At 61.2% G+C, this 24,021-nt stretch carries 22 protein-coding genes and 1 pseudogene; 14 read left to right on the top strand and 9 right to left on the bottom strand.

The features are described 5' to 3' along the window. Positions 1-15: 15 nt before the first annotated feature. Positions 16-831 (bottom strand): creatininase family protein, encoded by an 816-nt coding sequence (locus P3T22_RS24225; protein ID WP_429326362.1) that lies wholly within the window; start codon positions 829-831, stop codon positions 16-18. 315 nt (positions 832-1,146) lie between these two features. Between P3T22_RS24225 and fdhA the strand changes: the two genes are divergently transcribed. Further along, entirely contained in the window at positions 1,147-2,346 is a 1,200-nt protein-coding gene (fdhA, locus tag P3T22_RS24220) for a formaldehyde dehydrogenase, glutathione-independent (protein WP_063499013.1), read from the top strand. A 141-nt stretch (positions 2,347-2,487) separates the two neighbouring features. Here fdhA and P3T22_RS24215 read toward each other — a convergent pair whose 3' ends face one another. After that, positions 2,488-3,486 (bottom strand): GlxA family transcriptional regulator, encoded by a 999-nt coding sequence (locus tag P3T22_RS24215; RefSeq protein ID WP_063499014.1) that lies wholly within the window; start codon positions 3,484-3,486, stop codon positions 2,488-2,490. A gap of 467 nt (positions 3,487-3,953) precedes the next feature. Here P3T22_RS24215 and P3T22_RS24210 point away from each other — a divergent pair, with 467 nt between their 5' ends. The 10 genes from P3T22_RS24210 (at position 3,954) to P3T22_RS24165 (ending at position 16,585) form a co-directional block, all read left to right on the top strand. Next, positions 3,954-5,228: a serine hydroxymethyltransferase gene (locus P3T22_RS24210; RefSeq protein WP_429326361.1), complete on the top strand. Its 1,275-nt coding sequence runs from the start codon at positions 3,954-3,956 to the stop codon at positions 5,226-5,228. Positions 5,229-5,246: 18 nt separating this feature from the next. Further along, positions 5,247-6,218 (top strand): dipeptidase, encoded by a 972-nt coding sequence (locus P3T22_RS24205; RefSeq protein WP_063499016.1) that lies wholly within the window; start codon positions 5,247-5,249, stop codon positions 6,216-6,218. A gap of 43 nt (positions 6,219-6,261) precedes the next feature. Then, on the top strand, positions 6,262-6,798 hold the full coding sequence (locus tag P3T22_RS24200; protein WP_063499017.1) for a DUF5943 domain-containing protein: 537 nt from the start codon (positions 6,262-6,264) through the stop codon (positions 6,796-6,798). Between the two features lie 50 nt (positions 6,799-6,848). Continuing rightward, positions 6,849-8,912, top strand: coding sequence for an FAD-dependent oxidoreductase (locus P3T22_RS24195; protein ID WP_429326360.1), 2,064 nt, complete (start codon positions 6,849-6,851; stop codon positions 8,910-8,912). A 2-nt stretch (positions 8,913-8,914) separates the two neighbouring features. Next, positions 8,915-10,828 carry a (Fe-S)-binding protein gene (locus P3T22_RS24190; protein WP_063499019.1) on the top strand — a complete coding sequence of 638 codons (1,914 nt, stop codon included), beginning with the start codon at positions 8,915-8,917 and terminating at the stop codon, positions 10,826-10,828. A 4-nt stretch (positions 10,829-10,832) separates the two neighbouring features. Beyond that, a complete protein-coding gene (locus P3T22_RS24185; protein ID WP_429326359.1) occupies positions 10,833-12,011 on the top strand; it encodes an electron transfer flavoprotein subunit alpha/FixB family protein in 1,179 nt (392 codons plus the stop codon). Beyond that, complete coding sequence (locus tag P3T22_RS24180; protein ID WP_429326358.1) at positions 12,008-12,913, top strand: electron transfer flavoprotein subunit beta/FixA family protein; 906 nt, start codon at positions 12,008-12,010, stop codon at positions 12,911-12,913. The genes P3T22_RS24185 and P3T22_RS24180 overlap by 4 nt, the downstream gene beginning before the upstream one ends. A gap of 73 nt (positions 12,914-12,986) precedes the next feature. Next, on the top strand, positions 12,987-14,297 hold the full coding sequence (locus P3T22_RS24175) for an aromatic ring-hydroxylating oxygenase subunit alpha (protein ID WP_429326357.1): 1,311 nt from the start codon (positions 12,987-12,989) through the stop codon (positions 14,295-14,297). 33 nt (positions 14,298-14,330) lie between these two features. Then, positions 14,331-15,590: an FAD-binding oxidoreductase gene (locus P3T22_RS24170; RefSeq protein ID WP_429326356.1), complete on the top strand. Its 1,260-nt coding sequence runs from the start codon at positions 14,331-14,333 to the stop codon at positions 15,588-15,590. A gap of 137 nt (positions 15,591-15,727) precedes the next feature. Further along, a complete protein-coding gene (locus tag P3T22_RS24165; RefSeq protein ID WP_063499024.1) occupies positions 15,728-16,585 on the top strand; it encodes a glycine betaine ABC transporter substrate-binding protein in 858 nt (285 codons plus the stop codon). Between the two features lie 174 nt (positions 16,586-16,759). Here P3T22_RS24165 and P3T22_RS24160 read toward each other — a convergent pair whose 3' ends face one another. From P3T22_RS24160 to P3T22_RS24145, 4 genes and pseudogenes are all read right to left on the bottom strand, one after another. Further along, a complete protein-coding gene (locus tag P3T22_RS24160; protein WP_429326355.1) occupies positions 16,760-17,380 on the bottom strand; it encodes a 2-hydroxychromene-2-carboxylate isomerase in 621 nt (206 codons plus the stop codon). A 66-nt stretch (positions 17,381-17,446) separates the two neighbouring features. After that, positions 17,447-17,629, bottom strand: coding sequence for an enoyl-CoA hydratase-related protein (locus P3T22_RS24155; protein ID WP_063499026.1), 183 nt, complete (start codon positions 17,627-17,629; stop codon positions 17,447-17,449). A 2-nt stretch (positions 17,630-17,631) separates the two neighbouring features. Continuing rightward, complete coding sequence (locus tag P3T22_RS24150) at positions 17,632-18,360, bottom strand: SDR family oxidoreductase (protein WP_063499027.1); 729 nt, start codon at positions 18,358-18,360, stop codon at positions 17,632-17,634. Further along, a pseudogene (locus P3T22_RS24145) lies at positions 18,357-18,647 on the bottom strand (pimeloyl-CoA dehydrogenase small subunit); the annotation flags it as partial. The gene P3T22_RS24150 and the pseudogene P3T22_RS24145, both read right to left, overlap by 4 nt. Before the next feature lie 251 nt (positions 18,648-18,898). Between P3T22_RS24145 and P3T22_RS24140 the strand changes: the two are divergent. Next, entirely contained in the window at positions 18,899-20,485 is a 1,587-nt protein-coding gene (locus P3T22_RS24140; RefSeq protein WP_429326354.1) for a class I adenylate-forming enzyme family protein, read from the top strand. Positions 20,486-20,689: 204 nt separating this feature from the next. Beyond that, a complete protein-coding gene (locus tag P3T22_RS24135; protein ID WP_429326353.1) occupies positions 20,690-21,589 on the top strand; it encodes an IclR family transcriptional regulator in 900 nt (299 codons plus the stop codon). A gap of 171 nt (positions 21,590-21,760) precedes the next feature. Here P3T22_RS24135 and P3T22_RS24130 read toward each other — a convergent pair whose 3' ends face one another. After that, positions 21,761-22,096, bottom strand: coding sequence for a hypothetical protein (locus P3T22_RS24130; RefSeq protein WP_063499031.1), 336 nt, complete (start codon positions 22,094-22,096; stop codon positions 21,761-21,763). 67 nt (positions 22,097-22,163) lie between these two features. Next, positions 22,164-22,361 carry a hypothetical protein gene (locus P3T22_RS24125; protein ID WP_429326352.1) on the bottom strand — a complete coding sequence of 66 codons (198 nt, stop codon included), beginning with the start codon at positions 22,359-22,361 and terminating at the stop codon, positions 22,164-22,166. Between the two features lie 512 nt (positions 22,362-22,873). Here P3T22_RS24125 and P3T22_RS24120 point away from each other — a divergent pair. After that, positions 22,874-23,554 carry a response regulator transcription factor gene (locus P3T22_RS24120; RefSeq protein ID WP_063499033.1) on the top strand — a complete coding sequence of 227 codons (681 nt, stop codon included), beginning with the start codon at positions 22,874-22,876 and terminating at the stop codon, positions 23,552-23,554. 43 nt (positions 23,555-23,597) lie between these two features. On the opposite strand, the gene P3T22_RS24115 is transcribed toward P3T22_RS24120, so the two are convergent. Continuing rightward, positions 23,598-23,996, bottom strand: coding sequence for a response regulator transcription factor (locus P3T22_RS24115; RefSeq protein WP_236721088.1), 399 nt, complete (start codon positions 23,994-23,996; stop codon positions 23,598-23,600). Between the last annotated feature and the right edge of the window lie 25 nt (positions 23,997-24,021).

The following is a 24,021-nucleotide window of genomic DNA, read 5'->3' as shown; positions in this document are numbered from 1 at the left end:
AGTCTGTTGAATGCTTTAACGGCTTGCGGTCTCTTTTTTGATGTCGTCGATGGTCCGCGACACGATCGCGTCAACGCCCAGTTGACCGAGTTCGATGCTCGAGTGCCGCGGGTCGCCGCCATAGACGCCGTCGGCGGGTCCCAGTTTCGGACCGCTTCGCAGGCGCTCGAGCCGTACCATCTGCGGCGCGACCGCCAGCAGCAGCGAGGTATCCGCGAGTCCCGCATGAGTGCCGATCTCGGCATCGCTGACGCCGTGCTGCCGCAGGATCTGCGCGTAGCCGTCCGAGCTGGTGCCGTAGTACTCCGGCGGCACGAATGCGCGGGCGCCCGAGCCGGCCCAGCTCTTGTTGAGCTGGGCTACGGCGCGCCTGACATCGTTCTGATAGCCGCCGTGGTCGCCGAGAAAGACGATGTTGGTGAAGCCGTGAACCTTGAAGCTGTTCGCGGCGGATTCCAGCGTCTTTTCGAACACGTCGTCCGGCACGGTGATCGTGCCGGGAAAGCGCATGTGCGAGGTCGGCGGAGCGTAGCCGCCCTCCGGCACGTAGGCGATGACCGGCGCGACGATCGCGTTGCCGAGGCCCTCGGCGATGCGCTGCGACAGCACCTTGACGCGTGCATTGTGCTTGCCGAGTGCGACATCGGGGCCGCTTTGCTCGGTTCCGCCAATGGGGATGATGATGGTGGTCTTGCCCCCCTGAATCTGGTCGCGCAGTTCGGTCCAGGTCAGGTCCTCAAGGAGCACGGTTTTTGAGGGTTGAGCGAAAACAGGCTGCGTGGCGATGAGCAAAATGACGGATGCGAAAGCTCGTCTTAGTGGAAAGCGCATGAAGGGGGCCTCGTGGGAAATGCGTCTTTGGGCTCTGAACATGACGTGAAGATAGCACGCGCTCGCCGCTCACCGGCGGGCAGGGATGCCGTGCCATTTGCCGTGTCGGCCTGGCGCACGAAAGTCCATTTGTTGAGGTCACCTCGAAATTGACGAATGCCGGTCACCGTTCATACGGTTGCACCTTGCTTGTCGGTTCCTGCCAAACCGGTGTCGTGTTCGGTGCATGTCCTTTGTTTCAGCGGGCGCTACGCTCGTTGAACGGCGTGCCACATCGAGTCGGGCGCGCCGCTCACAAGACATGGAGACAGGCAAATGAGCAGCAATCGCGGCGTCGTGTATCTGGGGCAGGGCAAGGTGGAAGTGCAGTCGATCGACTTTCCGAAGATGGTCGATCCGCGTGGCCGGTCGATTGGCCACGGCGTGATCCTGAAGGTGGTCAGCACGAATATTTGCGGCTCCGATCAGCACATGGTGCGCGGCCGCACGACCGCCGAGGTCGGCCTCGTGCTGGGCCACGAGATTACCGGCGAGGTGATCGAAGTGGGCCGCGATGTTGAAACGTTGAAGATCGGCGACCTGGTGTCGGTACCGTTCAACGTCGCTTGCGGACGCTGCCCGACCTGCAAGGCGCAGCACACTGGCGTATGCCTGAATGTGAATCCATCACGGGCTGGCGGAGCGTATGGCTACGTCGACATGGGCGGCTGGATCGGTGGCCAGGCTGAGTACGTGATGGTGCCGTACGCTGACTTCAATCTGCTGAAATTCCCCGACCGCGCTCAGGCGATGTCGAAAATCCGCGACCTGACGTGCCTCTCCGATATTCTGCCGACCGGCTATCACGGCGCGGTGATGGCGGGCGTGAAGCCCGGCGCTACTGTCTACATTGCAGGGGCCGGGCCGGTGGGCATGGCGGCAGCCGCTTCGGCGCGCTTGCTGGGCGCGGCCTGCACCATCGTCGGCGATATGAATGAGGCGCGTCTCGCGCATGCGCGCAAGATGGGTTTCCAGACTATCGATCTGTCGAAGGACGCCACGCTCGGCGAGCAGATCGAACAGATTCTCGGCATACCCGAAGTGGATTGCGCCGTGGACTGCGTCGGCTTCGAGGCACACGGCCACGGCAGCAGCGGCTCGCATGAGGAAGCGCCGGCCACGGTGCTCAATTCGCTGATGGAAATCACCCGGGCTGCGGGCGCGATCGGCATTCCCGGGCTCTACGTGACGGACGATCCGGGCGCTACCGATGCCGCCGCCCGCAAAGGCAGCCTGAGCATCCGCTTCGGTCTCGGCTGGGCCAAGTCGCACTCGTTCCATACCGGGCAGACGCCGGTAATGAAGTACAACCACAATCTGATGCAGGCGATCCTGTGGGACCGGTTGCCGATTGCGGACATCGTCAACGTGACGGTTGTATCGCTCGATGAGGCGCCGGACGGTTATCGGCAGTTCGACGGCGGCGCGCCGAAGAAGTTTGTGATCGACCCGCACGGGCTGCTGAAGGCGGCTTGAGGCGCGAAGGGACCGCGTTCGCGGTCCCTTCGGAGCCTGTCGCGCAAGGCTGAACAGCGTGATCACAACGCACGCGTTGCGCGGGTTCCCGTTCAACGCGTTGTGTTTTCAGGCGGCGAAGTTGTCAGCGAGGCAATCGACTCAAGCCGCCATCACAGGCGTGACGGGAGCCAGCGACGGCGCCTGCTTGCGCCGTTCGCGCGTCGGCGCGGTGCCGAACGCGTCGCGATAGCTCTTCGAGAAGTGGCAAGCCGACTGGAAGCCGCAAGCCATCGTGATATGCATGATCGACATGTCGGTCTGCAGCAGCAACTCGCGGGCGCGCCGCAAGCGCAGCGTCAGATAGTAATGCGTCGGCGTCATTCCCAGATGCTCGCGGAACAGCCGTTGCAATTGCCGTTGCGACATCCCGGCGAGACGCGCGAGTTCTTCGCGTGAAAGCGGCTCTTCGATGTTGTTCTCCATCAGCGAGATCACTTCGAAGAGCGACTTGTTGGCCGATCCGAGCCGCGCCACCAGCGGCATTTTTTGTTGTGCGCTCGTATCGCGCACATGTTCGACGATGAACTGCTCGGCGATCTGCGTGACCCGTGCCGTGCCGACACGCGGCGCGATCAGGTTGAGCATCATGTCGAGTGGCGCGACGCCGCCCGTGCACGTAACGCGATCGCGATCGATCACGAACAGCTCTTTCAGAAAGCGCGTGTCGGGAAACTCTTCCTTGAGCGCCGACATGTTCTCCCAGTGAATCGCACACGCGTAACCGGCCAGCAAGCCGGCCCGCGCGAGCGCATAGGTGCCGGTACACAGGCTGCCGAGCACGCTACCCATGCGGGCGAAGCGGCGCAAGGCGACGAGATGGGCGGCGGTGGTGGCGCGCTGCACGTCGATGCCGCCGACCACGAACACAATATCCGGCTGACCGACGCATTCGACGGGGCCGGTGTCGACCGCCAGACCGTTGCTCGCTGTCACCGGTCCGCCTTCGGGGCTCACGATCGACCAGCGGTAAAGCGTTTGTCCTGTCAGGTAGTTCGCCATGCGGAGGACTTCGATCGCGTTGGTGAACGCGATCATCGTGAAGTTTGGAACCGGCATGAATGCGAAATGCGACAGCGACGCCGTGCGATCGGTGGACATGGGGGAAATGATTCCTTCGAATCTGTAATGTCGCGTCGCCGGGGGGCGCGGCGACTGCTGCAATTTTGAGGACTAGGGCAACTACCGTGCCATCCGGCTAAACCCTCGGTTGCCCATCGATACAATCGGATAGCTAAACGAACGGCACCAGAACGGGGCCGCCGGCGATCGTGCAGGCACCCGAACTGCGCGCAACGATCAGCTGCAGTGCAGCATGAACATGACTAGCTAACGATCGTTCGCAACCTGTCATCGCGACTTGTCGAAAAAGGACGCTCATGGCGGAAAAGGCAAAGAACGCGTCTGAATTCGTAAATTGGCGCGCGGGGTGAGAGTCAAGAATAGACGCAATGCAGACCGGTAGCAGCAGGGCGTCACAGTCCGCTTTATAGCCCGCTTCATAGCCCGCTTAGCAGCCCGCTTAGCAGCCGCTTCCGGCCCTCCGCCAACCACCTCACGGACCTTCCATGTCGAACCCGAATCCTTTCTTCGAAGAATCGCTCGCCACGCGTGATGCCGCGGTGCGCGGCGCCATTTTGAAAGAGCTGGAGCGCCAGCAGTCGCAAGTCGAATTGATCGCGTCGGAAAACATCGTGTCGCGCGCGGTGCTCGAAGCGCAAGGCTCGGTGCTGACCAACAAGTACGCGGAAGGGTATCCGGGCAAGCGCTATTACGGTGGATGTGAATACGCCGACGTGATCGAAACGCTGGCCCTCGATCGGATCAGGCAGCTGTTCAACGCGAAATTCGCCAACGTGCAGCCGCACTCCGGCGCCCAGGCAAACGGCGCGGTGATGCTCGCGCTGGTGAAGCCGGGCGACACGGTGCTCGGCATGTCGCTCGACGCGGGCGGCCACCTGACCCACGGCGCCAAGCCGGCGATGTCGGGCAAGTGGTTCAACGCGGTCCAGTACGGCGTTAATCGCGACACGATGCTGATCGATTACGAGCAGATCGAGGAACTCGCGCAGCAGCACAAACCGGCGCTGCTGATCGCCGGCTTTTCGGCTTATCCACGCGCGCTGGATTTCGCACGGCTGCGCGCGATCGCCGACGGCGTGGGCGCGAAGCTGATGGTGGATATGGCGCACATCGCCGGGATTATCGCGGCGGGGCGTCACCAGAATCCGGTCGAGCACGCGCACGTTGTCACATCGACCACGCACAAAACGCTGCGCGGTCCGCGCGGCGGCTTCGTGCTGACGAATGACGAAGACATCGCCAAAAAGATCAACTCGGCGGTATTTCCCGGCTTGCAGGGCGGCCCGCTGATGCATGTGATCGCCGGCAAGGCGGTAGCGTTCGGCGAGGCGCTGCAACCGGGCTTCAAGACCTACATCGATAACGTGCTCGCGAATGCCAAGGCGCTGGGCGAAGTGCTGAAAGCAGGGGGTGTCGATCTGGTGACGGGCGGCACGGACAACCATCTGCTGCTGGTCGATCTGCGTCCGAAGGGCCTCAAAGGCAATCAGGTCGAGCAGGCGCTGGAACGCGCGGGCATCACCTGCAATAAGAACGGCATTCCTTTCGACACCGAGAAGCCGACGGTCACGTCCGGCGTTCGCCTCGGCACGCCGGCGGGCACGACGCGCGGCTTCGGTGTGAGCGAATTCCGCGAAGTCGGGCGGCTGATCGTCGAAGTGCTCGACGCGCTGCGCGATCATCCGGAAGGCCATGCCGCAACCGAACAACGCGTGCGCCGCGAGATTTTCGCGCTGTGCGAACGCTTTCCCATCTACTAAGCACGCCTGGAGCAAACGATGAGCACTTTGCACGACAACAGCATCATCATCGACGGTCTGAACATTTCGAAGTTCGAGCGCTCGGTGTTCGAAGACATGCGCAAGGGCGGCGTGACCGCGGTGAACTGCACGGTGTCGGTCTGGGAAAGCTTCCAGAAGACTGTCGACAACATCGCCGAGATGAAGCAGCAGATCCGCGAATATAGCGAGATCCTGACGCTCGTGCGTACTACCGACGACATCTTGCGCGCCAAGAAAGAGCACAAGACCGGCATCATTTTCGGTTTCCAGAACGCGCATGCGTTCGAGGACAACCTCGGCTATATCGAGGCCTTCAAAGACCTCGGCGTGAACGTGGTCCAGCTTTGCTACAACACACAGAATCTCGTCGGCACGGGTTGCTATGAACGCGACGGCGGGCTGTCGGGCTATGGCCGGGAAGTGATTCAGGAGATGAACCGCGTCGGCATCATGGTCGACCTCTCGCATGTGGGCGGTAAAACGTCGTCCGAAGCGATCGCGGCGTCGAACAAGCCGGTGTGCTACTCGCATTGCTGCCCGTCGGGGCTGAAAGAGCATCCGCGCAACAAGAGCGACGAGCAACTGAAAGAGATTGCGGACGCAGGCGGTTTTGTCGGCGTGACGATGTTCGCGCCGTTCCTCAAGCGCGGCCCGGACGCGACCGTCGAAGACTATATCGAAGCCATCGACTACGTGGTGAATCTGATCGGTGAAGACCAGGTCGGTATCGGCACGGACTTCACGCAAGGCTATAGCACCGAGTTCTTCGACTGGATCACGCACGACAAGGGCCGTTATCGCCAGCTGACGAACTTCGGCAAGGTGGTGAATCCGGAAGGCATTCGCACGATTGGCGAGTTTCCGAACCTGACGGCCGCGATGGAACGCGCCGGCTGGAGCGAGACGCGCATCAAGAAGATCATGGGTGAAAACTGGGTACGCGTGTTCGGCGAAGTCTGGAAGGTCTGATTCGCCATTCACCGAACTGAACCGATAAAAACGGAGCCTCCACATGCAACCCCAATTGCCTATCGACGTCGATCCGAACACCGGCGTCTGGACGACCGACGCGCTGCCGATGCTTTACGTACCGCGCCATTTCTTCACGAACAACCACACTGCCGTTGAGGAAGCGCTCGGCATCGACACGTATGCCGGGATTCTCTACAAGGCCGGCTACAAGTCCGCGTACTTCTGGTGCGACAAGGAAGCGAAACAGCACGGCATTGCCGGCATGGCGGTGTTCGAGCATTACCTGAACCGTCTGTCGCAGCGCGGCTGGGGCATCTTCACGATCACGGAAGCCGATCCGTCCAGCTCGCGTGCGCGCATCGAACTGCACCATTCCTCGTTCGTGCTCGCGCAGCCGGGCAAGGAAGGCAAGCTTTGCTACATGTTCGCCGGCTGGTTCGCGGGCGCGATGGATTGGGTCAACGACACCGCGCCGGATGGACAGCGCAAGGGTCCGCCGTCCCATTCGCAGGAAGCGCGCTGCGCGGCTGAAGGCCACGATCACTGCGTGTTCGAAGTGTCGCCGCTCGCGTCGTAACGGCAACGCACACAGCCGCACACAGCCTATCAATTCCGAGGTCGATCGCGATGCGTTACCCGAACCTTTTCAAGCCTCTCACGCTGAACAAACTGACGTTGCGCAACCGCATTGTCAGCACCGCGCACGCCGAGGTGTATGCGGAGCCGGGTGGTTTGCCCGGCGACCGTTATATCCGTTACTACGAAGAGAAGGCCAAGGGCGGAGTCGGCCTCGCCGTGTGCGGCGGTTCGAGCCCGGTGTCGATCGACAGCCCGCAGGGCTGGTGGAAGTCGGTGAATCTCTCCACCGACAAGATCATCGATCCGCTCGCGCGGCTCGCCGAAGCGATGCATCGGCACGGCGCGAAGATCATGATTCAGGCTACGCATATGGGCCGGCGCTCGGCATTTCATGGCGAGCATTGGCCGCATCTGATGTCGCCGTCGGGCGTGCGTGAGCCGGTGCACCGCGGCAATGCGAAGATCATTGAAGTGGAAGAGATTCGCCGCATCATTTCGGACTTTGCCGCGGCCGCGAAGCGTGTGAAGGATGCCGGGATGGACGGCATCGAGATTTCGGCGGCCCACCAGCATCTGATCGATCAGTTCTGGAGTCCGCGTACGAATTTCCGCAGCGACGAGTGGGGCGGCTCGCTCGAAAACCGTCTGCGTTTCGGTACGGAAGTGTTGAAGGCCGTGCGCGAAGCGGTGGGCGCGGACTTCTGTATCGGTCTGCGCATGTGTGGCGACGAATTCCATGAAGACGGTCTCGATCACGAACAACTGAAAGAGATCGCCCAGGCGATGAGCGAAACCGGCCTGATCGACTACCTCGGCGTGATCGGTTCCGGCGCGGATACGCACAACACGCTGGCGAACTGCATGCCGCCCATGGCGCTGCCGCCCGAACCGTTCGTGCATCTCGCGGCCGGGATCAAGTCGGTGGTGAAGCTCCCGGTGATGCATGCGCAAAGCATCCGCGATGCGGGTCAGGCCGAGCGCCTGCTCGCGAGCGGCATGGTCGATCTGGTCGGCATGACGCGCGCGCAGATTGCCGATCCGCATATGGTCATCAAGATCCGCGACGGCCGCGAGGACGAGATCAAGCAATGCGTCGGCGCGAACTATTGCATCGACCGCCAGTACAACGGGCTGGACGTGCTGTGCGTGCAGAACGCTGCGACGTCGCGTGAAGAAACCATGCCGCATGTGATCGCGAAGACGCGTGGGCCCAAGCGCAAGGTGGTCGTGGTCGGCGCGGGTCCTGCTGGACTGGAGGCGGCGCGGGTGGCGAAGTTGCGCGGTCATGACGTGGTGCTGTTCGAGAAGAACGAATACGTCGGCGGTCAGATCATGCTGGCCGCGAAAGCGCCGCAGCGCGAGCAGATGGCGGGCATCGTCCGCTGGTTCGATATGGAGACGAAGCGCCTCGGTGTCGATCGACGTCTCGGTGTCGCCGCCGACGAAACAACCATCATGGCCGAGAAGCCGGACATCGTCGTGCTGGCCACGGGCGGTTCGTCGTTCACGTCGCAGGTCGCGGCGTGGGGCGTCGAAGAAGGGCTCGCCGTGAGTTCATGGGATGTGCTGTCGGGCAAGGTCGAGCCTGGCAAGAACGTGCTGGTTTACGACGGCGTCAGCACGCACGCCGGCGCGGGTGTCGCGGATTTCATGTCGAGCCGCGGCTCGAACGTCGAGATCGTGACGCCTGACGTGAAGGTTGCCGACGACGTGGGCGGCACCACGTTCCCGATTTTCTATCGCCGCCTCTACGCGCAAGGCGTGATTCACACGCCGAATTACTGGCTCGACAAGGTCTATGAGGAAGACGGCAAGAAGATCGCCGTGATCCGCAACGAGTACACGGAAGAGCAGGAAGAGCGTGCGGTCGATCAGGTGGTGATCGAGAACGGCAGCACGCCGAACGACCAGCTCTACTGGACGCTCAAGCCCGAGTCGGTGAATCGCGGCCAGGTGGACGTGCATAAGCTCTTCGCGTCCGAGCCCCAACCGTCGCTCAGCGAGGAACTCGGTAACGGCCGTTTCCTGCTGTTCCGCGTCGGCGACTGCATTTCCATGCACAACATTCACGGCGCGATCTATGACGCGCTGCGCCTTTGCAAGGATTTCTGACGATGAGCCCCGTGTTTGTCATCACCGTCCTGCTGTGGTTGTCGGTGGCGGGTCTAGCGTTCGCGCTCGCCAGGCGCGCTGCATACTGGCGCGAAGGCCGCGCCACGGCGGCGGGTGCGTACGGCTGGACCAATCTGCTGGCGATTCCAAAGCGCTATTTCGTCGACCTGCACCATGTGGTTGCGCGTGACCCTTACATTGCGAAGACGCACGTGGCGACGGCGGGCGGTGCGATCCTCGCGATGGCGCTGGTGTTCGTCAACTATGGCCTCGCGATCTACTCGCCGTGGCTCGACAAGCTGATCTTCCTGGCAGCGCTGGTGATGCTGGTCGGCGCAGTGTTCGTGTGGCGTCGGCGGCATGGTGCGAAGGCCGTGCCGGCGCGGCTCTCGCGTGGGCCTTGGGATCATCTGCCGCTGCTGCTTGGGTCGTTTGCGCTCGGGCTGGCGCTGTTCATCGCGCTGCCGGCTGCGGCGATGTCGGGTGCGCTGGCGATTATCGTCGCACTGCTGATCGCAGTCGGCGCATTCACGATGACGTTCGGCGCGGCACGTGGTGGTCCGATGAAGCATGCGCTCGCCGGTCTGCTGCATCTCGCGTTTCATCCACGTCAGGAGCGCTTTGCCGAGCGCAACGATAACGATGTCGTGCCGCCGACCGCGCTGAAAGCGCCGCTGCTCGACGCGAAGGAATACGGCGTCGGCAAGCCGGTCGAGTTTCGCTGGAACCAGTTGCTGAGCTTCGACGCCTGCGTGCAGTGCGGCAAGTGCGAAGCGGCGTGCCCCGCGTTTGCCGCCGGGCAGCCGCTCAATCCAAAGAAGCTGATTCAGGATCTCGTCACGGGCATGGTCGGTGGCACGGACGAGGCTTATGCCGGCAGCCCGACGCCTGGCATTCCGGTCGGCAAACACGGCGGCGCGCCGGGCAAGCCGCTCGTGTCGAGCCTGATCGAAGCGGACACGCTGTGGTCCTGCACCACCTGCCGCGCTTGCGTGCAGGAATGCCCGATGCTGATCGAGCACGTCGACGCGATCGTGGATATGCGCCGCAACCAGACCTTGGTCGAAGGCAGCGTACCGGGCAAAGGTCCGATCACGCTCGCGAATCTGCGGGAGACCGGCAGTTCGAACGGTTACGACATCGGTGCGCGTTACGACTGGGCGGTCGATCTGCAAGTGCAGGTGGCGCAACCGGGACGTCCGGTGGACGTGCTGTTGATCGCCGGCGAAGGCGCGTTCGACATGCGCTATCAACGCACGCTGCGTGCGTTGGTCAAGGTGCTGAATCGGGCGGGAATCGACTACGCGGTGCTCGGTGGCGTCGAAACCGATACTGGCGACACGGCGCGGCGTCTCGGCGACGAGGCGACCTTCCAGCAACTCGCGCAACGGCTGATCGGCACGCTGTCGCAGTACGCGTTCCGCAAGATCGTTACCGCCGATCCGCACGTATTGCACAGCCTGCGCAACGAATATCGCGCACTCGGCGGTTTCTACGAGGTACAGCATCACACGGCACTGATCGAAGAACTGGTATCGAGCGGCAAGCTGTCGCCGAAGGCGGTCGCCGCGTTTGCGGACCGCAAGATCACGTATCACGATCCGTGCTATCTGGGCCGCTATAACGGTGAGACGGAAGCGCCGCGCCGTTTGCTGAAAACCATCGGCATCAAGGTGGTCGAAATGGAACGCAACGGTATGCGCGGACGTTGTTGCGGCGGTGGCGGCGGTGCGCCGTTGACTGACATCCCCGGAAAAAAACGCATTCCTGACATCCGTATCGACGACGCCCGCACGATCGGCGCCGAGATCGTTGCGGTGGCTTGCCCGAATTGCACGGCGATGCTCGAAGGCGTGGTCGGCCCGCGCCCGGAAGTGCTGGACGTCGCCGAACTGGTTGCCGCGGCGCTGGAGTAACGCGATGAACACTCTCAAACGAATCGACCCGCGCCGGCCGTTCACGATCACGGTCGACGGGCTCAAGCGCATCACGCTCGGCATGACGGGCGTCGCAGACTCGATGGAATTCGCGGCGCACGGCGCCACGGCGTCCGCGCATCGCGAGCACGCGAAACCGCGCCGCACGACGGCCGCGGCGCAGCGTGTGCTGCTGGTGGCCGCTCACACGGACCGCGGCGCGCTGGACGATCACGCGCGCCAGACCCTGGCCGCCGCCGCGCTGATCGCGGACGCGACAACCGAAGTCGTACTCCTCGTATTCGGCGAGTTCACCGGCGACGCCGCCGCACTCGGCGCCGACAAGCTGATCGAGTTGCCGATGTTCGACCGCCGCGCCTTCGCGCCGCTGGACGAATTGAATGCATTGGCCGCGTGCGTCGCAGCCTATGCGCCGGCGCACATTTTCCTGCCCGACAACGCCACCGGCGACGGTGACCTCGGCCGCCGTTATGCGGCAGCCGCTAACGCGAGCGTCGCGACGCACGTCGTTGAAATTGACGCGGCACATGTTGCGGCCTATATCCAGACGAATACGGCGTTCGCCGTGCGTGCATTACCCGAGGTCGTTTTGCTTGCACAGAATGCGGCTGATCCGAAGCTGCCGTTTGTCGGCGCGGGCGAGCGAGTGGTGTGGCGTTTCGATGGCGTACCGGTGTCATCCAAAAGCATCGTGCGCGATCTTGGCATCGAGGAAATCGACGCTGCCCAGCTCGCGCTCGAGGAGGCGGATTTCATCGTCTCGGCAGGCAATGGCGTCAGCGATGTCCCCGCGTTCGAGCGTCTGGCAGACACGTTAGGCGCCGCGATCGGTGCAAGCCGCGTCGCGGTGGACGACGGCAAGTTCACCCGTGACAAGCAGATTGGCGCCACCGGCAAGACTGTCGAGGCGAGTGTCTATATCGCGTTCGGCATTTCCGGTGCGGTTCAGCATCTGCAGGGCATCAAGGATTGCCGGCACGTGATCGCCGTGAATCTCGACGCCAGCGCGCCAATCGCCAAACGCGCGAATCTGACCGTCATCGCCGATGCGCAGGAGACCATCGCGGCGCTGAACGAAGCCGCGGCGGTTGCGCGCACGGCACGCGGCGCTGGCGCCGCGCTATTGAATTCAACGGTGGTTGCGGAAGGAGCGCTCGCATGAAGATCGCCGTACTGGTTTCCGTGGGGCGGCACCCGGTCAGCGGCACCGCGCGTTACAGCCGTAACGACGCCGCCGCGCTGACGATAGCGCTTTCGCTCGCAAAAACTCACGGCGCGACGCTCGACGTGTTGCATGCGGGCGATCCGTCGAACCCGGCGCTGAAGGAGTATCTTGCGCTCGGCGCGCGTGCTGTCGAGGTGCTGGAAGTGCCCGCAACGCCTGAATTGCAAGGCGATGCGATAGCGCCGCTCGCCGCACGTCTGCGCGGTTATGACCTTGTATTGACCGGCACCCGCGCCGAAGGCGCATTCGATAGCGGCATGCTGCCGTATCGCGTCGCCAATGCGCTGGATATGCCTTTGGTCGGCGCGGCAGTTGATCTGACGCTGCGCAACGGCTGCGCCGAAGTCCGGCAATTCATGCCGAAGGGTTTGCGCCGGCGCGTCGAAGTGCAGTTGCCGGCTTTGATCGCGGTGCATCCAATGGCCAACACGGCGCCGAGCTACGCCTATGCAAGGCTGCGGGAAGGCACGATCAGCACGATCCGCCAGGTCGCGACAAAAACGCCTGGGAGCCCGAATGCCGGGAACCCGAATGCCGGGAACCCGAATGCCGGGAACCCGAATGCCGGGAACCCGAATGCCGGGAACCCGAATGCCGGAAGCCCGGGCGCCGGAAGCTCGCACGCAGCCAACCCCGACGACCTCGCCTGGACGACCCATCCCGCGACCGCCAAACCGGTGCGCCTCGCCGCCGCCGAAAAGCGCTCCGGCCATGCCCGCATGCTCTCGGCGACGACGACCGAAAGCCGCGGCGGGAGCGTCGTAATTGAAGGGAGTTCCGTCGAAAAAGCACAAGTGATCCTTGCGTATTTGCGCGAGCATCAACTCGTGGATTACTGATTTCCGGTTCGGGCCAGCATGCGACCAGGAGGGCCTGGCGCAGCGCCAGACGTGACATGCAACGGAGCACACCATGAAAGTTTCGGCAGACGTTCGCGCAATGATCGAACGCCGCAAAAGGAATCACACTCTGGAAGCGCCGTTCTATACGGGCGAGGAAATTTTCGCGCTCGACATGGAGGCGATTTTCCGCAAGCACTGGATTCAGGTCGCAGTGGAACCGGATGTACCGGAACCGGGCGACTACATCACCGTTGAAATCGGCAACGATTCGATTCTGATCGTGCGCGACGACGACATGCAGGTGCGGGCGTTCCATAACGTTTGCCGCCATCGTGGCGCGCGTTTGTGCAATACGGACAAAGGTTCGCTCGGCAATATCGTCTGTCCGTATCACAGCTGGACCTACAACCTGAACGGCGATCTGATGTTCGCCGAGCACATGGGCGACCAGTTCGACCGTTGCAAGCACAGCCTGAAAGCGGTGCACCTCGAGAACCTCGCCGGCCTGATCTTCGTCTGTCTCGCGGATGAACCGCCTGCCGACTTCGCCGCGGTGCGCGCCGCGATGGAACCGTATCTGTTGCCGCACGATCTCGCCGGTTGCAAGGTCGCGGCGTCGATCGACATCATCGAAGAGGGTAACTGGAAGCTCACGATGGAGAACAATCGCGAGTGCTATCACTGTGTCGCGAACCATCCCGAGCTGACGATTTCGCTTTACGAATATGGCTTTGGCTATCAACGCACGCCTGCCAACGAAGAAGGCATGGCCGCGTTCGAAGAGACCGTGGCTCGCCGTACCGCGCAATGGGAGGCGATGAAACTGCCGTCGGCGGAAATCGACCATCTGGCCGATCGGGTCACGGGTTTCCGCACGCAACGCCTGCCGCTCGATCGCGACGGCGAATCGCAGACCATGGACGCGAAGGTGGCGTCGAAGAAATTGCTCGGCGGTTTCGCACAGGCCGATCTCGGCGGCCTCTCGTTCTGGACGCAGCCGAACTCGTGGCATCACTTCATGAGCGACCATATCGTCAGCTTTTCGGTGATTCCATTGTCGGCGGGAAAAACGCTGGTGCGCACCAAGTGGCTCGTCCATAAGGATGCACGCGAAGGCATCGACTACGACGTGAACAATCTCACGGCCGTGTGGCGCGCCACCAATGACCAGGACCGTGCGCTCGTGGAATACTCGCAACGCGGCGCAACCAGCAGCGCCTACGAGCCGGGTCCGTATTCGCCGTTCACCGAAGGCCTCGTCGAGAAGTTCTGCGAGTGGTACATCGGCCGTATTGCGGAATACAGCAATGCGCCCCAAACCCATGATGCCGGCGATGCGCCGGTTTCGCACGGCGAAAAAGTCGTGTCTTTCATGCGCTGAGCGCGATACCGCGACCAGGAGCGGGAGAAAATAATGATGCGCGATCAGGCGACGCTTCAGCTCAGCCCCGAGCCGGCTCCGAACCCCGAGACTTCACACCGTGAGACTTCAAGCCGAGTGACGCAGCCGCGGTTCTGGGAGACCTTGCCGGCGCGCTGGAACAGCGATACCGACGACACGCTGGTGTGCTGCCAGGTCCGCCAGGAAACTCACGACGTCAAGAGCTTTTTCTTTCGTGCGCCTTCCGAGCGGGCGTTCGTGTTCGAACCGGGGCAATTCATTACGCTGGAGCTGGAGATCGACGGCGAGGCGGTGAACCGCTGTTATACGATTTCTTCGCCCCCCACGCGTCCGCACACCGTCTCCATCACCGTGAAGCGCGTGCCTGGCGGCAAGGTGTCGAACTGGCTGCACGACAATCTGCACGCGGGCATGGAGGTTCGTGTGCTGGGGCCGTCCGGCGAGTTCACCTGCGCCAGGCATCCGGCGCGTAAGTTTCTGTTTTTGTCGGCAGGGTCGGGCATTACGCCACTGATGTCGATGAGCCGAGCGCATCACGAACTCGGCGAAGATAGCGACATCGTATTCGTGCACAGCGCTCGCACGCCGGACGACATCATCTTCGCGCGCGAACTCGATCTGATTGCATCGAATCAGGCCAATTTCCGCACGGCGTTCGTCTGTGAACGGCTTGGCGCGCGGACCAATTGGCCTGGCGTCACCGGCTTTCTGACTTTGCCCTTGCTAAAGCTCATCGCGCCGGATTTTCTGGATCGCGAGATTTTCACTTGCGGCCCCGAGCCCTACATGCAGGCAGTCAGAAATTTGCTGGCTGAAGGCGGCTTCGATCGCAGCCATTATCACGAGGAAAGCTTCTCGTTCGAGACGGTCAGCGAGGTGGCCGCACAATTGACCACCGCGCATGTCGCCGATGCATTGCAGGCGCCGACCGCCACCGCGGAGCGCTTTGTCGAAGCGCGTGAACAGGCGGCTGGATTCACACCCGCGCAGGTGCCCCTCGAGACGGAAACGACGTTCAAGGTGAGCTTCGCCAAAAGCAATCGCGAGATCGAATGCGGCAGCGGCCAGCATGTCCTCGACGCGGCGAAGAAGGCCGGTGTGCGGCTCCCGGCCTCGTGTACGCAGGGCATGTGCGGCACCTGCAAGGTGAAGCTGGTGTCCGGCGAAGTGGCCATGAAACACGCTGGCGGAATTCGTCAGCGCGAAATCGATCAGGGCATGGTGCTGCTGTGCTGCAGCAAGCCGTTGAGCGATCTCGTCGTCGATAAGTAAGACAGGAACGGGACCCGGATTCGCAGTCGAGGTCGCCTGCGGACAACTGGATGTCGGAAAACGACGCTACCTGGCAATTCTGGTTGGCGATTCTAAATGCTCAATGGGTAGTTTGGATGACGAACGGGAGAGCGGCGATGAGACTGGTCAAAAAGATACTGATGTTGAGCGCGTTAAGCGCGGCGCTGGCGGCAAGCAGCGTGAGTGTGTCGGCCGATACCAGACCGACCATCAAGATCGGCTATGTGGAGGGTTGGGACGACAGTGTGGCGACGTCGAACGTGGCCGCGCGCGTGATCGAAAAGCGCCTCGGCTATCAGGTGCAGCTCGTGCCGGTGGCGGCCGGTGTGATGTGGCAAGGGGTGGCGCGCGGCGACCTCGACGCGACGCTGTCCGCATGGCTGCCGGTCACGCATGGCGCGTACTGGAACAACTTCAAGGATAAAGTCGTCGACCTGGGTCCCAACTTCAACGATGCGAAGATCGGTCTGATCGTGCCCGATAACGCTGACGTGAAAAGCGTCGGCGATCTCGAAGCGAAGAAGACCGAATTCAGCTCGCGTATTGTCGGTATCGATGCCGGCGCGGGCGTAATGCAGAAAACCAGCGAAGCGATCAAGGCATACGGGCTGGATTATCAGCTGATGCCGAGCTCGGGCAGCGCGATGACCGCGGAACTGGCGCGTTCGGAAGCGGCTAGCAAACCGATCATCGTGACCGGCTGGAAGCCGCATTGGATGTTCGCGAAGTACAAGCTCAAATTCCTCGACGATCCGAAGAAGGTGTTCGGCGAAGCGGAGCACGTGGATAGCGTCGTCAATCCTGAACTGGAGACGAAAGCGCCGACGGTCGTTGCGTTCCTCAAGAAGTTTCAATGGAAACCGGGCGAGATCGACAGTGTGATGCTTGCGACGCAAAACGGCGAGAAGCCGACGGCCGCTGCCGATGCGTGGATCAGTGCGCATGGGGACCGTGTGGATAGCTGGGTGAAGTGACTTTGTGCGTTGCGTGAATGCGTTGCCGCTTCTTTGGAGCGGCAACTTTTAGAGGTCAGTTCATGACGAGGCGAGTGTCGCGTTCTGTCGCTGCTACGGTCGCGTTTTTGACGTTGTTGTGAACGGGGAGCCCAACGTCGTCGACGGTGGGTGGGACCCCGGCGCCAAATAGGGCTATTTCAGCCCGGAGACTCGAACGATCTCTTCCTCGACTTCGCGCAATCGGTCTTTTCCGAAGAAGATCTGGTCGCCAACAAAGAACGTCGGTGAACCGAAGGCTCCGCGCTCGAAAGCGGCTTGAGTGTTTGCCATCAACGTGGCTTTCACCTCGGGATCTTTCGTGCCTTCGTAGATTGCGTGCCCGTCGAGGCCGGCTTCCTGAAGGGATCGAACGATAACCTCGGGATCCTCCATGTTTCGCTGCTGTTCCCACACGTGAGCGTAGACCGCGTTAATGTAACGCGTGAAGCATCCTTGACGTTGTGCCGCCACTGCTCCTCGCATGATTTGCAACGTGTTGATCGGCCAGAATGGATTCGAGCGAAAGCTGTCTATTTTGTATTTTGCAATGAAGCGCTGCGTCTCCAGCTTCTCGTAGGCAAGTTTGTTCGGAATGCCTGCGAAGGCTTCGGCCGGAGAGCGATTGCCGGTAAACTTGAACAGGCCGCCTAATAGAATCGGCACGTATTCGAATTCGACGCCCGTGCGGGCGGCGATGTCTGGAATGACTTTATGGCAGAAGTACGCATTCGGGCTGCCAAAGTCGAACAGGAACTGCACGGAAAGCGATGTCATGAATCTTCCTTTGGATTGCTGGCAAGCCGTCGATTGTTTGGGGATTGGCGGTGACGCCTGGAAATCTCAGAAAGCGGTCTCGCTTCCATGCAGCACGACAACCCGCACATCGTCACGCTCGTTCGCATCGTTGAACACCTCGGCAAGACGCGTATACATCGCTTCCATTATTGCATTCTTGTGCGATGGGCGATTGAATCCGAGCGTCAGGATGCCGTTTTCGAGTACGTCAACAATTTCCGTCGTCATGGTTACCATGCCTCCATCCAGGGGCGAAGTTCGGTCTCGTGCGTCCAGGCGTTGCGAGGTTGCAGGTGAATCTGGTAGTAGGCGTCGGCGATGGAGTTCGGATCCACGATGCCGTCCTGCTCCTTGAGGGCATAACGCTGCGGAAAGGTGGTCCGGATGAAGTCGGTGTCGATGGCGCCGTCGATGATCGGATGCGCAACATGGATGCCCTTTGGCCACAGCTCGCGGGCCATGCTCTGCGCGAGTGCCCGGAGTCCGTGCTTGGCGCCCGAGAACGCGGCATAACCGGAGCGGCCGCGCAAGCTTGCGGTGGCGCCAGTGAAGATGATCGTCCCACGTCCGCGCGGCAACATCGCCTTCGCGACTTCGCGACCCATGAGAAATCCGCCGAAGCAAGCCATCTCCCACACTTTGAAGTACACGCGAGCGGTGGTCTCGGTAATGCTGAACTGGACGTTCGCGCCGATGTTGAAGACGGCGACTTCGATCGGGGCAATGTCGCGCTCGATTTGTTCGATGAGCGAGACCATTTCCTCTTCCTTGCGGGCGTCAGTGCCGAATGCGTACGCGTCGCCCCCCGCTGCCTTGATCTCTTCCACTACCGGCGCGAGTTTGTCGACATTGCGGCGCGTCATACAGGCGATATAGCCCTCGCGGGCGAATCTGCGAGCGATGGCACTTCCGGTGGCGTCACCCGCGCCAATGACCAGTATTGCTTTCTTGTCCGTCATTTCGTTCTCTTCATGAACATGTAGCGTTTGAGGTGGTGAACTTGATCGCCAAGTTGATGGTCGATCATGATCAACCGCTTTGCGAAGTGCGAAAGTGGCAGTTCGCGCGTCATGCCAATTCCGCCATGCAGTTGAATGCCTTCCTCCGCGACCAGCGTGCCGATTCGTCCGATTGTGTACTTCGCAGCCGCCGGATTGATCACGGCGGACCTCGATTGTTCGATCTCGAGGGCCAACTGAACCATGCGATGCGGCAGCGCCTGAAAAGCACCGATGGGCACGCCGAATAAGTCGAATACTTTATGTGGTCACGTTGAAAACTGCATAGCGGAATTAAAAACTGCAATTCAGTCTAAGCTTGCGATTTATGCGCTGTCAAGGTTGCTAAGTGGCCCTTACGTTCGTCCTATGGAAAACCCCGAGAAGTGAAAGTGCGCTTGCTGGCCGTTCTGCACAGCAGTAGCATGAACCGAATTCGAGCCCCCAGCCATGCCGGTGCCATGCCGGCTGGCAATACCAACGTGGAGACGATGTGTCTATGGAAGAGGCCAGGCAGTTGATCGCGGAATACTCGCGCATCCATCAGATTATTGAACCGTGGGTAAGCCAGCTACCCAATGGCATTGCCTTGCAAGACAAGCGGCACCGCCAGACATACGGCGAACTCGATGTCTCGATCCGCCGTGTGAGCGAGCGTCTGGTTTCGTTAGGAATTCGCCCAGGCGACCGGGTGCTGGTCGTTGCAGAGAACTGCGTGGCCGTGGGCGTTCTGGTCCTTGCGCTGAGTGCGCTTGATGCCTGGGCTGTGGTTGTCAATGCCCGTCTCTCAGCGCGCGAGATCGACAGTTTCCTCGATCATTCGGGTGCGAGGCGGGCGTTCTATACCCATGGCGTTGGACGGGATGCGGACGCGCATGCTCATCGTCACGGTGCTGTTTCGGAATCATGGCCCGGCATCGGCGAGCTGTCGGTCGGACCGCTCAATGAGCAGGCTGTCGCGGAGCCGACCAGCGAAGATCCGAGGAAGCAAACGGCGGTCATGATTTATACGTCAGGCACCTCTGGGCAACCGAAGGCGGTCATGCTCAGCCACGCCAACATGCTCCACATCGCGCAGGTGATTCGAACCGTGCGCCGCTTGAGCCCGGAGGACAAGGTCTATGGCGTGCTGCCGATGGCGCACATCATGGGGTTGTCCGGCAACCTGGTCGGCTCGCTGGCGTGTGGAACCACCTTGCTGCTTGACGATCGGTTTGCCCCGGAGACGCTCGCCAAGGCAATTCTCGAAGAGCGCATAACGATGCTTTTTGGGGTTCCCGTTATGTTCGCAAAACTGCTCGACTGGTGTCGCAGCACAGGTACCGATATCAGCGGGCATAGTCTGCGCACGATAGGCGTAGCAGGTTCGCCGTTGACGCCCAAGCTGAAAGAAGACGTGGAGCGGGCGTTTGGTATGGTCTTGCAGAATAATTATGGGTTGACCGAAATGGCTCCGACCGTGACGCAGACGGTGCTTTCAGATCCCCGGCAAGACTGCTCAGTCGGAGTCCCGGTGCCTGGCGTCGATCTTCGTATCGTCGACAGGCATGGAGCGGACGTGGCGCCTGGCGATGTGGGCTTGATTTGGGTGCGCGGCCCGAATCTCATGTTGGGATATTACCGGGACGAAGCACTGACTCGGGAGACCGTCAATGCAGATGGCTGGTTCAATACCGCGGACCTTGGGCGGCAAGAGCCGGACGGCGCGGTTTTCATTATGGGCCGGACCAAGGACTTGATCATTCGGTCAGGATTCAACGTTTACCCGGTAGAAGTCGAGCAGGCTCTGAATACCCATCCCTTGGTGATTCAGTCCGCCGTGGTTGGCAGGGTAGTTGAGGATAACGAAGAAGTTATAGCGTTCGTCGAAGCTGATCCGGGCGCGACGATTACCGCAGACGAGATCAAGGTCCATTTGAGGGAGCGATTGTCTCCTTACAAGATTCCCGCGGAGATCCACTTCATGGCGCAACTGCCGTCCGCGCCAACGGGAAAGATCCTGAAAAATGCGCTCAAGGATCTGGCTGTGGAGTTGGCGGCAAAGGGCGGCGAGGAGCGGCGGGTCGCTCCTGGGCGAGTGAATTAGAGAACACCGGTCGGGGTGATTTTGACCCGTCGCAGCCAGCGGTATGCTATTTTCCGCCCGGGATTGGAGAAGTGGCAGCAAGGCGGCGGCGGGGATCCACTGAACAGGAGTTGACGATTTACCCTCGCTTGCTACCGGCATGGGCCGAGTGGGCTTGCCGCAGGGGGCTTCTCAAATATTGGCTTTGTTCATTCGGAGGATTTTATGGCTTTGAACGCGCAGACCGCCTCCACCGAGAAACGCATGGTCGAAACGGAGGCCTCCGACAACGACGTATTAGCGGACGGGGATGGCGACCGGCACTTTGTAATCGCGCTCGCGCGAGGGTTGGACGTACTTCGCTGCTTTCGCAGTGGTGATATGTTTCTCGCGAATCATGAGATCGCGGAGCGCTGCCGTTTGCCGAGATCGACCATCACGCGCCTGACGTACACGCTTACCAGGCTCGGCTATTTATATGTGGTTCCGGAGACCGGCAAATACCGCCTTGGCGCAGCGGCTGTCGCACTCGGCAGCGCAATGTTGGTGAAGCTCGACGTGCGCCAGGTGGCACGCCCGCTGATGCAGAGCCTCGCAGAAGAGGTTGGAGCGATGGTCGCGCTTGCCACACGCGACAGGATGGCAATGTTGCATCTGGAGTGCTGTCGCGACGACTCCGTCGTGACACTCAATATGGACGTCGGCGCACGCATACCGCTGGGTACGACATCCATGGGCCGTGCTTATCTCGCCGCCATTCCGGCCGGTGAGCGCGCGGAACTGATGGAACGGATTCGCGCTTTCGACGAAGGCTCGTGGCCTGCCGTCAAGCAGGGAGTCGAACGGGCACTGCAAGAGTACGCGGATACGGGGTGCTGCTCGTCCGTGGACGAATGGCTCAAGGGCGTGAGTGGAATCGCCATGCCTTTTAACCCAGGCAGGGGACTGCCACTCATGGTGGTCAACGCTGGTGGGGCGACGCAAGACTTCCCTGCCGAGCGGCTGTTCGAGGAAGTTCGCCCGAAGCTGATCCAGGTGGTCAATAGAATTCGACTTGAATTGGGCCAGATTGGTGAATATGGCGGGATGCCAATGGGCTCGGATGATTCGTGTATCCCCGGTTGACGCGCGAGGAGATCGTTCACGCGTTGCCTCATTGGGGTAGTCTGAATGAGCCGGCGTCCCCCGGCGCGTCACGGGTTTCAACGAATCAGGCTTGACGTGGGGTGCCTCATCGAGTCTGTCGACCGGCCGCGGGCGTGCATGCGATCGCGTTCGCTCGCATGACCCTGGCGTTTATTCGTTGTAGAGGTCGCTGCACGGGCCGGCATATCGAACATCGAGCGATGAACCGTCCTTGAATACGAGCCGTTTCACAACTCCGCAATCCTGGACTGTGTGAACCGCACTCCGCTTCACGAAAACACCCGGGCGTTCGTCGGGCAGAACCAGCTGCATCAGCGGACCGAACTTTTGCATGGCGTCGAAAAAGCTGGGTTCGCGCGATGGTTCTGTCACCCCCTCCCAATAAACAAGGGCGGCGCCGGAATTCCGGGCGTCGCGCGCGAGGAAGCGCAGCGTTTCCTGACCAAGGACGTAGGAGGACGTTTCAATATGTGGCACATCGCGCATGCGGGTCTCCGTTGGTAAACTGTGCGAATTATGATGATCGAGCCTGACGGGGGCTCGCGTTCTCATGTCAACCCAGATGCGTCCCCGGGGGGACGCACTTCAACGCCTGCTCGTCTTCGAAGAAATAATCCAGCGCAGCGAAGGCCTTCGGCGCGAGGCCATGCTTTTCGATGACAAGGTCTGCGGCATGCAGACCGCCGGGCGCAGGACATGCGATAGCCGTGAGTTGAGAGCCTCGATGCAATGTCGGAACGACTGCCTTCATGAACCGTGTCTCCATCGTGTGCCCTTCGTCGACGCGAAGGTGTCTTCGGTATTCAAGTAGTACCGGCGCGACTATTACCGCAGGCGATTACTCGCGTGTGACAGCCCCTTGACTGGGACTTCGTCCTCACGCGCATTTTGGGGGCAGGCACTGGCCACCAAAACCCGTGTTAACGCTGAGTCCTATTAGACACGAGAGCCGCGCAATGACAGGAGCCCATTTTCAGTCTGCCCGCACTGACTAACAATTATGTATGTGCAAGCCGCATTATTTGTGCGGCTTGCATGGGTCATCGACGGTGTAAATCGGTTCTGTCGATGCGCGTTTGCGACGAGTCGGCGCTCACAAGCGCTGCGGGGCGAACCGCGCCGACAGATATCAATCGCGTCACCCACAAGCTTTCGATGTGAAAGAATTTGGGGCGGCGCACAATAGTTCCTGCTACGTTCGGGCGCGTAGAATATTAAATGCCAGCGCGATGCGACCGCGTTCCGGCTTCGCGAGGTGCGCAGATGACTACTGAACCGACCCGCCAAATAACGGCTGAAACCGTAGTAACCGACGGCTCCGTCATTTACGTCGTCGATGATGACAAGGCAATCCGCCTTGCCCTCGGAACGCTTATGCGCTCTGTAGGCTTGCGCGTCGAAGTGTTCGAGTCCCCTGACGAATTTCTTCGTTTTCCCCACTCCGCGGGGCCGAGCTGCCTCATCCTCGACGTGCGACTCCGCGGCAAAAGTGGCATTGCTTTTCACCAGGAAATCGTCAATAGCGGCATGCGTATTCCCGTCGTATTCATGACCGGTCATGGGGACATCGAGATGGGGGTGAAGGCGATGAAGGCCGGCGCGCTGGACTTCTTTGCCAAGCCGTTCAAGGACCAGGACATGCTTGACGCAGTTGCTCAGGCACTGGCGAGAGACAGTGAGCGGCTCGCGGCGGAAGCGGCGTTAGCCGGCCTGCGCGCCTCGTACCAATCGCTGTCGCCGCGCGAGAAAGAGGTGATGGCCTTTGTGCTGTCCGGCCTGCTGAACAAACAGATTGCCTCCGAGATGAACTTGAGTGAAATTACGGTCAAGGTTCACCGTGGACAGGTAATGCGCAAAATGAACGCGCGCTCGATGCCGGACCTTGTCCGCAAGGCCGAATCGCTTGGGATCGAGCCCTGTCTGCCCCAGGTCGGTCATCACTAGGCGCCATCGCACCCGAGCGCACCTGCAGAGCGTGGACGACTCGCTAGGGGTTTCCGAGAGCGACCGAGAGCCAGTGAGTCAATGCAGCGGCCCGGTAAGGCTTCTGCAGCAATACGAGTGCGCCGGCACCTACCGCTTTCGCCTGCAGCGACGGGGTCGGATATGCGCTGACAAAGATGGTCGCAGGGGCGTGCCCCTGAGCACGCAGGCGCTCATGCATTTCGATACCAGACATCCCGGGCATACGAACGTCGGAAATCAGGCAGGAGGTATGAGCGGCCTCCCCGGACGAAAGAAATTCTTCTGCCGACTCATACGTGCGTACCTGCCAACCCAGCGACCGGATTAGGCTGCCTAACGCGAGACGGACGGCTTTATCATCATCGACAATCGAAACAACAGGCGTGATTTGCAAAATGCGGCCCTCGACCTCTCTTTCCAAGGGATGACGTGCGGTCGGTGCCGCG

Source organism: Paraburkholderia sp. GAS348, assembly GCF_050434205.1.
In the GTDB taxonomy this organism is placed as follows: domain Bacteria; phylum Pseudomonadota; class Gammaproteobacteria; order Burkholderiales; family Burkholderiaceae; genus Paraburkholderia.
Note: the sequence above shows the minus strand (reverse complement) of the source record. Positions and strands in the feature narration are given on the sequence as shown.

What these genes read in the sequence shown, in the direction of transcription:
- P3T22_RS24130 (WP_063499031.1), bottom strand. Translation starts at nt 22,096, where the DNA reads ATGCGCGATGTGCCACATATTGAAACGTCCTCCTACGTCCTTGGTCAG.
- P3T22_RS24225 (WP_429326362.1), bottom strand. Translation starts at nt 831, where the DNA reads ATGCGCTTTCCACTAAGACGAGCTTTCGCATCCGTCATTTTGCTCATC.
- P3T22_RS24160 (WP_429326355.1), bottom strand. Translation starts at nt 17,380, where the DNA reads ATGACATCGCTTTCCGTGCAGTTCCTGTTCGACTTTGGCAGCCCGAAT.
- P3T22_RS24180 (WP_429326358.1), top strand. Translation starts at nt 12,008, where the DNA reads ATGAAGATCGCCGTACTGGTTTCCGTGGGGCGGCACCCGGTCAGCGGC.
- P3T22_RS24120 (WP_063499033.1), top strand. Translation starts at nt 22,874, where the DNA reads ATGACTACTGAACCGACCCGCCAAATAACGGCTGAAACCGTAGTAACC.
- P3T22_RS24150 (WP_063499027.1), bottom strand. Translation starts at nt 18,360, where the DNA reads ATGACGGACAAGAAAGCAATACTGGTCATTGGCGCGGGTGACGCCACC.
- P3T22_RS24215 (WP_063499014.1), bottom strand. Translation starts at nt 3,486, where the DNA reads ATGTCCACCGATCGCACGGCGTCGCTGTCGCATTTCGCATTCATGCCG.
- fdhA (WP_063499013.1), top strand. Translation starts at nt 1,147, where the DNA reads ATGAGCAGCAATCGCGGCGTCGTGTATCTGGGGCAGGGCAAGGTGGAA.
- P3T22_RS24165 (WP_063499024.1), top strand. Translation starts at nt 15,728, where the DNA reads ATGAGACTGGTCAAAAAGATACTGATGTTGAGCGCGTTAAGCGCGGCG.
- P3T22_RS24175 (WP_429326357.1), top strand. Translation starts at nt 12,987, where the DNA reads ATGAAAGTTTCGGCAGACGTTCGCGCAATGATCGAACGCCGCAAAAGG.
- P3T22_RS24205 (WP_063499016.1), top strand. Translation starts at nt 5,247, where the DNA reads ATGAGCACTTTGCACGACAACAGCATCATCATCGACGGTCTGAACATT.
- P3T22_RS24135 (WP_429326353.1), top strand. Translation starts at nt 20,690, where the DNA reads ATGGCTTTGAACGCGCAGACCGCCTCCACCGAGAAACGCATGGTCGAA.
- P3T22_RS24170 (WP_429326356.1), top strand. Translation starts at nt 14,331, where the DNA reads ATGATGCGCGATCAGGCGACGCTTCAGCTCAGCCCCGAGCCGGCTCCG.
- P3T22_RS24190 (WP_063499019.1), top strand. Translation starts at nt 8,915, where the DNA reads ATGAGCCCCGTGTTTGTCATCACCGTCCTGCTGTGGTTGTCGGTGGCG.
- P3T22_RS24125 (WP_429326352.1), bottom strand. Translation starts at nt 22,361, where the DNA reads ATGAAGGCAGTCGTTCCGACATTGCATCGAGGCTCTCAACTCACGGCT.
- P3T22_RS24195 (WP_429326360.1), top strand. Translation starts at nt 6,849, where the DNA reads ATGCGTTACCCGAACCTTTTCAAGCCTCTCACGCTGAACAAACTGACG.
- P3T22_RS24200 (WP_063499017.1), top strand. Translation starts at nt 6,262, where the DNA reads ATGCAACCCCAATTGCCTATCGACGTCGATCCGAACACCGGCGTCTGG.
- P3T22_RS24155 (WP_063499026.1), bottom strand. Translation starts at nt 17,629, where the DNA reads ATGACGACGGAAATTGTTGACGTACTCGAAAACGGCATCCTGACGCTC.
- P3T22_RS24210 (WP_429326361.1), top strand. Translation starts at nt 3,954, where the DNA reads ATGTCGAACCCGAATCCTTTCTTCGAAGAATCGCTCGCCACGCGTGAT.
- P3T22_RS24185 (WP_429326359.1), top strand. Translation starts at nt 10,833, where the DNA reads ATGAACACTCTCAAACGAATCGACCCGCGCCGGCCGTTCACGATCACG.
- P3T22_RS24140 (WP_429326354.1), top strand. Translation starts at nt 18,899, where the DNA reads ATGGAAGAGGCCAGGCAGTTGATCGCGGAATACTCGCGCATCCATCAG.